Raw genomic sequence first — 5,416 nt, 5'->3', positions numbered from 1 at the left:
ATCCAAGTAAAGCTCTAACGATTTAATGCATCGATTTGACCACTACATTTGCCACAAATCTGACTTTGTGGAAACCTTAAGGTTAGTGGCTAATTTATACTTGAACTTTCGAACAACCATTTTAATTATCAATTAGACAAAAGCAAACGTATTATGTGTTAGGTAAAATTCTAGCTTAATTTGACAATCAAAATAGATAAAATTAAATAGTACATTTTCACAGGGAGTTAGTTTATATGACTAGCTCTTTTTTTGTGCCTAAAATTGAAAGGAGGGACAGAATTGGACGTAAAAATATATAGAACAAAGGATGGGCAAAATTTCTCACTTGAACCTATTTTAAATGATGAAAGATGTACGGAGAATCAATGAGATATTGCCAGTATATATACCTTTCCTGATGATATAAAAATAATTATTTCTGGGGAGAGATTGCAATCAATAATTGACTGTCCAATCGTGTCCAATGATATGTTGACAAATGGGAATAAAAATGATACTATTTAACAGTATAAACAATAGCGTCCCAAAAAGAGGTGTCAATATGAAATCGAGTTTAGTAGTTAAATTGATAGAAGCTCATAGCTCTGGTAGCGAAGATGCTTTTAAAAATGCATTAAATATTTTAGCTGATGATGAAGAGAAGAAAGGAAATCTTAACACATCTTCCTCACTGAGGAAAGCATATGTATATGATAAAAAACGTTCTGCAGCTTATAGCGATAGTCCACTTTCAGAAATGTCTTTTTCCGTTCAAAATGCAATTCCGATGCCTAAAGATAAGGATAGTACCTTGGAATTATTAGAGATTTTAACCCCTAAAATTACATTGTCAGATGTTGCTTTGCCTGAGAAAACATTACAAGCAGTTCGGCAAATTGTAGCAGAGCAAAAATCTGTTGAAAAACTTATTGATAGAGATATCGCTCCCGCAAACAGGCTGTTATTCTGTGGACCTCCGGGTTGTGGAAAGACATTAACTGCGAATGCTTTAGCAGGCGAGTTGCAAATACCAGTTGCATACGTAAAACTGGATGGCTTAGTTTCTTCTTATTTAGGGCAAACAGGAACAAACATAAGAAAAATTTTTGATTTTGTTAAGAATAAGAGAATTATGTTATTTCTAGATGAGTTTGATGCTATTGCTAAAAAAAGAGATGACTCTAATGAATTAGGGGAGCTCAAGAGGGTTGTGACAACTCTTTTGCAAAATATGGATGCCATGCCATCGAACGTTTTTTTAGTAGCTGCAACAAATCACCATCACCTTTTAGATCCAGCTATTTGGCGAAGATTTAATTCTTCAATACTATTAGAATTACCAAATATGGAACAGAGAACTCAAATTATAGAAAGATTTTATTCTGAAAAATTATCTGAGTATGATATTGATATTAAGACTTTAATAATATTGTCTGAAGGTATGAGTGGTGCCGAAGTTCAGAGTTTTATGCAATCACTTGCCAAATATTGTGTATTGGAAAATGTAAATAAAGTTGTCTCTCAAAAAGAGATTGCAGAAATATGGTTGCAACAAAACACACTTTTTGTAAGTGAGAATAGTGATGATTTTATGAAAGCACTATATAAGCTTAAAAAAAATGGTATATCATTAAGAACATTAGAAGAGATAACAAGTATTCCCAAATCTACGTTGGACTATCGCTTTAAAAAGGAGGAGCTAAATGATGAGTGATAAAAGAAGAAACCATTTGTGGATACCTGATGAAGAAGTTACTAGGGTAGACAAAAAACCAACAGGGAGAACAACACCAAGAAATATATCTTTTACTGAGCATGGACAAAAATTAAGTAGCAGTCTTCAATCAATAAAACAAGCGATTGAAAATGTTTCAGAGGATGATTCTTTATCAGATACAGGATTAATGATATTCAAAGTTGAATTGCCAGATGGAGAAAAGATCAAAGATAAAAAGGATTTATTTACATCAACTGGTATGGAAGTTAAAGTTGTTAAAAGTGAGAATAAGGCTGTAATTGCTACAACAAAAAACCAGTTTCAATCATTAAAAAAGAGAATAGATGATTATACTCGTTCAGGATCAGGTAAAACATATTTTGATTATATAGAAGATTTTAAGCCTTATCTTGGCAGTGAAAAGAATTCAAGTTCTTTGAAAAAAACCACTTGTTCGGATCTGGTTTCTGATTCATTGGATATTCAGCTAATGCTTGTGCCTAACTTAAGAGAAGAAATATATGATTTAGCAATACAAAGATTAGTTGAAAAAATTGGAGACAGAGATGGGATTATTCAGGAAGAACCATATTACTTGTCAGATAACACGCCAGTAATTCGGGTAATCATACCCTCGAATTCCTTATTTCATTACGAGAATGATTCAGCAATTTACAGGATTGAGGAAACTGATTTTTTTAGTGCAGATGTAGCATCAAAAGATGCAATTGATTTAAATGAATTGGAATTGGACGATAGTGTTCTTATTGATAAATTACCCATAGTAACTGTATTAGACTCGGGAGTGAATTTTCCAGAAGGATTAGAACCACTTATACTCCATCATTGGACAGATGGTTCTTCTGGTGGTGATAGTGAGCATGGAACAAAAGTTGCTAGTAGAGTTGCATTCAAATACATATGTAACCAATTGCCTAGTACGAAAATTACTCCAAGAACTCGTATTATTGATTGCAACATTTTAGATGGAAGTGTTCCTGTAAATGTGTTTATCAAAAGAATTCAGAATGCTGTAGCTACATTTTGTGATATATCTAAAATATATAATCTATCTGCAAATGCATCCTCACCAATTGAAGGGGATGAAATGAGTATTTTAGGTTATGAATTGGATGCTCTACAACTAAAAAGAAATGTACAGTTTGTTATTTCAGCTGGAAATCACCAATTGTGGAGCACTGAATCTTGTTTAGAAGATATTCTAGATGATGATGATTCGAGAGTATCAGCTCCAGCTGATTCTATGTTATCTGTTGTTGTTGGAGCAACTTCAGGAGAAACGCACCCAAATAGTCTTTCTGCTATAAATGAAGTTTCTTCATATAGTCGGATAGGTTCAGGATTTAATGGTTTTTCTAAACCTGATTTGACTGCTTACGGTGGTTGTATAACATGTATTGCAGGTTCAGTATCAGTGCCTGAAGATAAATATTCTTTACTTTTAGACAAAAACGGTCAACTGACGCCAGATGCAGGAACAAGTTTTACTGCTCCTGTTGTAGCTGGAGATTTTGCAGAAATATTAGGAATTATCCCTAACCAAGATATTCTGTTGGCAAAAGCCTTGTTATATCACAATGCTATGCCTATTTGGGATGAGGACAGTATTACTGATGAAGAATTGGCATATGCTCATAATTTATACGGTAGAGGTTTATCAAATGTAGATGAGAGCAAATATTCTTCTCCCTCCAAAGTAACATTTGTGAGAACAGGTACCTTAAATAAGGTTACTAAAGAACGTGTAACAATTTATATGCCTGAAATTTTAGCTGCTCAGGTTGGAAGAAATGTTGCAAAAGTTTCAGTAACATGTATTTCAATGCCACCAGTTGACAGAACAAAAGGAACAGAATATTTAGGGGCATATATACAGGCATCATTAAAAAAGAGTAGTTCTGATGGACGTTTAAAGCCAGTTCAACAAGATTTTAAAGTTGGTAGACGAAAATGGGATGTTTGTCACCAGTTTACAAAATTGTTTTCAAAATTTGAAGCTGGTGATTGGCAGATTTGGCTTGAATTATTTTCACGTTGGGATGAAAAGAATATTGATGTTCCATATGCATTAGCTGTAACCATTGAAGATGTAAGCAATACTTTAGATGTTTATAGCGAAATAGAAGCATTAAATAGATATCGTGCTATTAATACACTTAGATTGCGTCTTGATTCCCAATCATAACGCGTGATTACAATAAAATATTTTAGAAAAAGGAGTTAGTCTATATATGACTAGCTCTTTTTTTATGCACAAAATTAAAAGGAGGAACAGAATTGAATGCAAAAATCATTGCCATAGCCAATCAAAAAGGCGGTGCTGGCAAAACAACCACCTGTGCCAACTTAGGTATAGGTTTAGCTATGGAAAATAAGAAAGTCTTGCTAGTGGATGCAGATCCTCAAGGTAGTTTGTCCATTAGCTTAGGGTATTCACACCCAGATAGCATAGATACTACTCTTGCTACGGTTATGGGGAAAGTAATTACTGATACTACCCTTAAACCTAAAGGGGGTATTTTACATCACTATGAGGGAGTAGATTTACTACCTGGCAACATTGAGTTATCAGGTATGGAAATATTCCTAGTTAATGCCATGAGCAGGGAAACCATACTTAAACAATACATTGATACGGTAAAAAAACAGTATGACTATATTCTTTTAGACTGTATGCCCTCTTTAGGAATGCTGACAATCAATGCCCTTGCTGCAGCAGATAGTGTAATCGTTCCTGTACAAGCCGATTATCTCCCAGCAAAGGGATTAGAGCAGCTATTACAGACCATTGGAAAGGCACGCAGGCAGAGAAATCCCAAATTGAAAATTGACGGCATTCTCTTAACTATGGTAGATGGGCGCACTAATTTTGCAAAGGACATCAGTACATTGGTAAGAGAGACTTATGGAGGCAGTATTAAAGTATTTAATGCTGATATACCCCGTTCGGTGAAAGTCGCAGAAATCAGTGCAGAGGGAAAAAGTATCTTTGCCCATGATCCCAAAGGAAAGGTTGCCGCGGGATATAAAAGTTTGACTAAGGAGGTGCTTAAAATTGAAAAGATCCGCCAAAAACATAAAGCTGGCATCAGTAGATGATTTATTCTCCACAGAAGAAAGCAGGGTTGATGAAAGTCGAGAGAAGATAATTGAAATCCCTTTAACAGAACTGTTTCCTTTTAAAGACCACCCAATTAAGGTGATTGACAATGAAGCCATGCTTGATACAGCAGAAAGCGTTAAGCAATATGGTGTACTTGTTCCTGCCATTGCAAGACCTCGTGATGAAGGTGGTTATGAACTTGTTGCAGGACATCGCAGAAAAAGAGCCTGTGAACTTGCTGAGCTTGATACAATGCCTGTAATAGTCCGTAACCTTGACGATGATGCCGTCATAATCATTATGGTTGACAGCAATTTGCAGAGAGAAAATATCTTACCAAGCGAACGAGCCTTTGCATTTAAGCTGAAATTAGAGGCTATTAAGAGGCAAGGTGCAAGGTCGGACTTAACTTGTACCCAAGTTGGGCACAAGTTAGATGGAAAAAAATCCGTTGAAATAGTTGCGGAGCAAGAAGGCTCAAGCCGTAATCAGGTACAGAGATATATCCGCCTTACTGAACTTATCCCCGAAATACTTTCAATGGTAGATGAAAAGAAAATTTGTATTTCGCAAGTTAAAAGTGAGCCATTTCG

At 35.2% G+C, this 5,416-nt stretch carries 4 protein-coding genes; all 4 read left to right on the top strand.

Annotation, left to right across the window (positions count from 1 at the left end; all coding sequences use genetic code 11):
* Positions 1-544 precede the first annotated feature (544 nt).
* Complete coding sequence (locus HMPREF2811_RS01880) at positions 545-1,696, top strand: ATP-binding protein (protein ID WP_071407865.1); 1,152 nt, start codon at positions 545-547, stop codon at positions 1,694-1,696.
* On the top strand, positions 1,686-3,905 hold the full coding sequence (locus HMPREF2811_RS01875) for a S8 family peptidase (RefSeq protein ID WP_246829788.1): 2,220 nt from the start codon (positions 1,686-1,688) through the stop codon (positions 3,903-3,905). The genes HMPREF2811_RS01880 and HMPREF2811_RS01875 overlap by 11 nt, the downstream gene beginning before the upstream one ends.
* Before the next feature lie 92 nt (positions 3,906-3,997).
* Positions 3,998-4,819, top strand: a complete 822-nt coding sequence (locus HMPREF2811_RS01870) for a ParA family protein (protein WP_071407864.1) — start codon at positions 3,998-4,000, stop codon at positions 4,817-4,819.
* The coding region (locus tag HMPREF2811_RS01865; protein WP_071407863.1) for a ParB/RepB/Spo0J family partition protein at positions 4,776-5,416 on the top strand (641 nt) is incomplete at its 3' end. The genes HMPREF2811_RS01870 and HMPREF2811_RS01865, both read left to right, overlap by 44 nt.

This window comes from Globicatella sp. HMSC072A10, from assembly GCF_001811625.1.
In the GTDB taxonomy this organism is placed as follows: Bacteria; Bacillota; Bacilli; order Lactobacillales; family Aerococcaceae; genus Globicatella; species Globicatella sanguinis.
This window is presented reverse-complemented; position numbering and strand designations above follow the sequence as displayed.